The organism is uncultured Bifidobacterium sp. (genome assembly GCF_959020145.1).
In the GTDB taxonomy this organism is placed as follows: domain Bacteria; phylum Actinomycetota; class Actinomycetes; order Actinomycetales; family Bifidobacteriaceae; genus Bifidobacterium.
This window is the reverse complement of the sequence record NZ_CAUEQY010000060.1, coordinates 1-5,467: the sequence shown is the minus strand read 5'-3', so window position 1 is coordinate 5,467 and position 5,467 is coordinate 1. Positions and strand designations below refer to the sequence as shown.

The 5,467-nt window shown below is 57.3% G+C and carries 3 protein-coding genes; 1 reads left to right on the top strand and 2 read right to left on the bottom strand.

All coding sequences use genetic code 11. From position 1 onward, the window contains the following. The coding region (locus Q5H33_RS07995; protein ID WP_302423920.1) for a glycoside hydrolase family 2 protein at positions 1 to 1,096 on the bottom strand (1,096 nt) is incomplete at its 3' end. Between the two features lie 406 nt (positions 1,097 to 1,502). Between Q5H33_RS07995 and Q5H33_RS07990 the strand changes: the two genes are divergently transcribed. Then, positions 1,503 to 4,514, top strand: a complete 3,012-nt coding sequence (locus Q5H33_RS07990) for a cation-translocating P-type ATPase (RefSeq protein ID WP_302423919.1) — start codon at positions 1,503 to 1,505, stop codon at positions 4,512 to 4,514. A gap of 178 nt (positions 4,515 to 4,692) precedes the next feature. On the opposite strand, the gene Q5H33_RS07985 is transcribed toward Q5H33_RS07990, so the two are convergent. Continuing rightward, positions 4,693 to 5,154 carry a helix-turn-helix transcriptional regulator gene (locus Q5H33_RS07985; RefSeq protein WP_065439585.1) on the bottom strand — a complete coding sequence of 154 codons (462 nt, stop codon included), beginning with the start codon at positions 5,152 to 5,154 and terminating at the stop codon, positions 4,693 to 4,695. Positions 5,155 to 5,467 lie beyond the last annotated feature (313 nt).

Here is a 5,467-nt window from a genome sequence, read left to right as displayed (position 1 = left end):
CGGCGCCCTTGAAGACCACGCGCTTGCCGTTGAGCTTCATGATGCCGTCTTCGATACGGAATGTGCGGAAGCCGATACGCTGCACGATTTTTTCGACCAGCGGGCCGTCATGGCCGACGACAAGCACCGTCAGCTCATACAGGGTTGGCTCTTCGGCGCTCCACGGCGCAATGTTCTTCAGCGCGCCGGAATTGAGGGTGATGGTTTCGTTGGCGCATTGCGTGGATTCCCACACCACAGTGCCGTTTGCGTCACGCAGTTTCGCCTTGACGGTGGCCGCGTCGTTTGCATTGCGCAACTGCAGGGTTGCATTCAGCGTTCCGGCGGCCATGGAGGGATTGTAGTCGGCTTCGATCTGCACGGTTTCGACATGCACGCGAGGCTGTGCGGCGAGCTCCACGGAACGGAACAGGCCGTGCAAACGCCAGAAATCCTGATCTTCCAGCCAAGAGGCGCTCGCGTATTCGTAGCAGGCGACGGTGAGCACGTTGTCGCCGTCAACGTTCAACGCTTCGGTGATGTCGAATTCGTTCGGGGTGAAACCATCCTCGCCATAGCCGACGAACGTGCCGTTGACCCACACGTAGATCGCGGTGGCCATGCCGTGGAACGTGATGCTGACGGTGCCGCCATTTTCCAGCGTCGCGGCGAGCGGACGGTCAAGCGTGAAGGAACGGCGGTAGATCGCCACATGATTGTTTCCGGGAACGTTCGGCTCCTGCGGATCCTCATGGCCATCCCATGGATACTGCACATTCACATATTTGTTCTTCAAATAGCCGGCCATCTGCAGGTGTTCGGGCACGTTGATCGCGCCGAAACCGGCATCGTTGAAGTCAGCTGCGGCGAACGGCGCGTTTTCCACGTCGATGGATGCGGCCTGAGTAACGTTTACTTTCCATACAGCGTCGAGATTCTGCTTCGGTTCGGTGGCTTCGCCCAGGAAATACCGATGATTGGAGTGCGCGGGCTTGCGATTCACCGCGAATACGGTCGGATCGGTGAGCCAGCTTGCGTTCGCCTGCCGCGCCTGCAGGATGCGCGATTCCGGAACCCCTTGCGTTTGCTGTGATTGCGCGGCTTCTTGAGCTGCCATGATAACTACCCCTATCCATTGCGACGTTGCCAATGTACGCTACGAATCATAGCGTAAGTAATTTTGTTTACTAACATCCGATAACATATCACACTTCCGCCAAAGATGGTAGCGACATTGCCGTCGGTGTTGCCGTGTAATCGAATGCGCGGTCGAAATAAGATTGCAGATTATGTTTCACGATTTTGTGAAATCTTGACAAAAGACGGTGCGTTGCGCTCTTGCAAAATGGTCACGGTGTGTAATAATGGCAGGAATGCACCGATGGCGCACGTCCGGTGTCCGCAACCGCGCAGCATTGCCCTGTCAGACGGAATCTGTGAAAATCGCAATTTTCCGCAGTTTTCGCACTATCGCAACGGCAGGGGAGGGCTGACTACTCCGCGGCGCTCCCAAGGAGATCATCATGGTTGATCGCAAGGAAGATCAATCCACCCAATTCCGCGATACCAGTTCGGGAAATTTCGAACAAGCAGCAAAAACCGCGACGCAAACGCAAGTCGATCCGTCGCTCGCCGATGCGCAAACCGTAGCGCAATCGCTTGGTGTCGACTTGAATACCGGCCTGAGTCAAGCGGAAGCCAAGCGTCGACTCGACAAGTACGGACCGAACGAACTCGCGTCCGCACCACCGGTGCCGAAATGGAAGAAATTCCTCGAACAATTCAAAGACCCCCTTGTCTACCTGTTGCTGGCCGCGACCGGCATTTCGCTCGTCGCATGGTTCATCGAACGAGCCAACGCCGTACCGGGTGCGGAAGGCGGCGAAGCATTGCCGTTCGACGCCATCGTCATCGTGCTGATCCTCATCGTCAACGCGGTGCTCGGCTACATCCAGGAATCGAAGGCGGAAGCCGCCGTCGAAGCGCTCTCCAGCATGACCGCGCCGCAAACCAACGTGCTGCGTGACGGCAAAATCGAACGCATCAACACGGTTGACGTGGTGCCGGGCGACATCATCGTGCTCGGTGAAGGCGACTCCGTTTCTGCGGACGGGCGTCTCTTCACGGCCGCCAGCCTGCGCGTCGCCGAAGCCAGCCTCACCGGCGAAAGCGTGCCCGTCGGCAAAAAGACCGATACCCTCGCACAGGCGAAAGCCCTCGGCGACCGCGCCAACATGGTGTTCAACGGCACGTCCGTAACGCAAGGCACCGGCCGTGCCATCGTAACCAGCACCGGCATGGGCACGCAGGTCGGTAAAATCGCCGATCTGCTGCAAGCCACGGAAGATGACGAAACCCCGCTGCAAAAGGAAATGAACTACGTTTCCAAAATCCTCGGCAGCGCGGTATGCATCATCGCGGTCGTGGTGCTGGTCGCGCTCGCGCTTACCGAAGGCTTCCAAGACGTTCACGATGTGATCGATTCGCTACTGTTGGCCGTCTCGCTGGCGGTCGCGGCCGTGCCGGAAGGTTTGGCTGCGATTCTTACGGTAGTGCTCGCGCTCGGCGTGCAGCGCATGGCCATGCACAATGCGATCGTCAAGAAGCTGCATTCGGTGGAAACGCTTGGATCCGCGTCGGTGATCTGCTCCGATAAGACCGGCACGCTCACCCGCAATGAGATGACCGTGGAGCGCGTGGTCACGCCGAGCGGCGAAGTGCAGCTTACTGGCACCGGCTATGCGCCGGAAGGCCGTATGGTGGTCGATCCGCAGATCATGGAACATGCGGAAATCCGTAAGATCATCGAATCGGAAGCCGTTGCGACCCTTGCCGTGGGCGCGTTGGCGAACGACGGCGAATTGCGCGAATCCGCTGCTCCTGCTACGGCTGGAAATACCGGAAATATAGAAAACGTGACGTGGGAGGCGGTCGGCGACCCGACCGAAGTCTCACTCATCGTCGCAGCACGAAAAGTGAAGGCGGATCGCAAGTACGCCAACTACGAGCGTGTCGGCGAAATCCCGTTTACTTCCGAACGTAAGCGCATGTCCATTGTGGCACAAGACAACGCTGACGCCGGCCGTCTGACCGTCTTCTCCAAGGGCGCCCCCGATGTGCTTCTTGGATATTGCAGCAGGATTGCTGTCGGCGGTGCGGTACGTCCACTTACGGAAGGCGATCGCCAGCAGATTCTTGCGACTGTCGAACAGCTTTCTTCCGATGCATACCGCACGCTGGGACAGGCTTATCGTCCGCTCGGTACCGCTTCTCTTGCGCAAGTGCCGGGAATCATGCTGAATTCCGCAGGTCATGTTGCCGATATTGCGGAACAAAGCGATGTGCTTGAGAACGATTTGATTTGGGTCGGCATGGTCGGCATCATCGATCCGCCGCGCACGGAAGTGCGTGATTCGGTTGCCGAAGCGCATCGCGCCGGCATTCGTACGGTAATGATTACCGGCGATCACCCGCTGACTGCGGCGCGCATCGCCACCGATCTGGGCATTATCGACAAGGGCGGCACGGCCATGACCGGCAGCCAACTCGACGAACTGCCCGACGAAGCGGCATTCGACAAGGTGACCAGCGGAGTGTCCGTCTACGCGCGAGTCGCGCCGGAACACAAGTTGAAGATCGTTGAATCCTTGCAACGGCAAGGCAATATCGTGGCCATGACCGGTGACGGCGTGAACGACGCTCCCGCAGTCAAAACCGCCGATATTGGCGTCGCCATGGGCATTACCGGCACTGAAGTGACCAAGCAGAGCGCGAAAATGATCCTCGCCGACGACAACTTCAGCACCATCGTCGCAGCCGTGCGTGAAGGACGCGGCATTTTCGACAACATCCGCAAGTTCCTGCGCTACCTGCTGAGCTCCAATGTGGGCGAAGTGTTCACCGTGTTCGGCGGGGTGATGCTCGCCGGATTCCTCGGCATCACCCAGCCCGGCAGCCAAGGCGTGACCGTGCCGCTGCTTGCCACGCAGCTGCTGTGGATCAACCTGCTCACCGACGCGGCACCCGCGCTCGCCATGGGCGTCGACCCGTCCACCGACGATGTGATGGCGCGCAAGCCGCGCAAACTCACCGATCGCGTGATTGACGCCGAAATGTGGGGCGACATCATTTTCATCGGTGTGATTATGGCGGCCGTCACCCTGATCGGCATGGATATGCACTTGGACGGCGGTCTGTTCACCGACCGTTCCGTCGATGCGATCGGTCACGACGTACAAATGACGGAAGCACGCACCATGGGCTTCACGATTCTCGTGTTCGCGCAAATGCTGAACGCGCTTGCCTCGCGCTCGCACTTGCAGTCAGCGTTCGTCGGACTGTTCTCCAACAAGTGGCTATGGGGCGCGATCGCGCTGAGCATGGTATTGCAGCTGGCGGTGATTTACATTCCGTTCCTCAACACCGCTTTCGGTACGGTACCGCTCAGCGTCGGCGCATGGGTCGAATGCCTCGGCCTTGCCATGATCGTGCTCATCGCTTCCGAACTGCGCAAATGCGTCCTCCGCGCCAGATAACGTCCGAAAGTGCGCAAAATCTCGGACGTTATCCAGCTTTCTGGAAGGGAAAGGTTTGTGAAGTCAATGATTGATGGGCTTCTTTCTTGCCTAATCTTTTTGGTGAGATGGGAGGTGCGCGGGATGCATTCGTTTGTTGAAGTATGGCGTCCGATGAAATTTAAGTGTTTTATCTAAATCAGATACAACATTTATTTTCATATCGGCTATACGCTTCTTTTAGGAAATCTGTCGGATCGCATCGAAGCGCTTCCGACAGACGCCTGGCTGTATCCAGCCGCATGCCTGAGGTCGAGCGATAGCCTGTCTCAAACCAAGAGATGTTCGGCTGGGGAATCCCTGTCATCTCTGACAACTCGTTTTGCGTATAGCCGCGAGTCCGACGAATGTCTCTTAGCCCGGATTCAGCGCAGTGGATTCCGCCTCTCCAACCTTCGTCGGGATGGAGCTCCAACACGTTGCAGTGCAATGCTTTGGCAATTTGGCGAGCGGTGTCCAAATGCATATTGCGTATGGTTTCCGGATTGTTTTCGAACATGACGAGACGATCATGATCCACGCCGGAGAGCTCGGCCAGCTGTTCTAGAGACATTCCTTCTTTGAGTCTCAGGTCCTGTAGCCTCATAAGCTGCGCCTCCATGCCGTTCCCTCCCTTCACGGTATCACTGCGGAATATTCGATCCGTCTTCTATTTTGAGTCAAAAGCCTGTTCATGAAAGGGACCATCCCGTCTTGGCAGGTCATTTTGCTCCGCTGCGCCCCACAGGATAACAGAATCCCCTCAACGTATCGTTCCGTCAATTCCTGATAAGGCGACTCGTACGACGAACATGTTTTCCGGAAGGATGAGCTGGTTTCTGTGGAAAAGGAGAAAGACGATTCAGGTGGACGGAATCGGGACACGCCGAGGGATGTGTTTATTTGCAACGGTTTTAGGGTATCTTTGGAAGGGT

Coding starts and splice junctions, on each gene's coding strand:
- Q5H33_RS07990 (WP_302423919.1), top strand. CDS start 1,503: ATGGTTGATCGCAAGGAAGATCAATCCACCCAATTCCGCGATACCAGT.
- Q5H33_RS07985 (WP_065439585.1), bottom strand. CDS start 5,154: ATGGAGGCGCAGCTTATGAGGCTACAGGACCTGAGACTCAAAGAAGGA.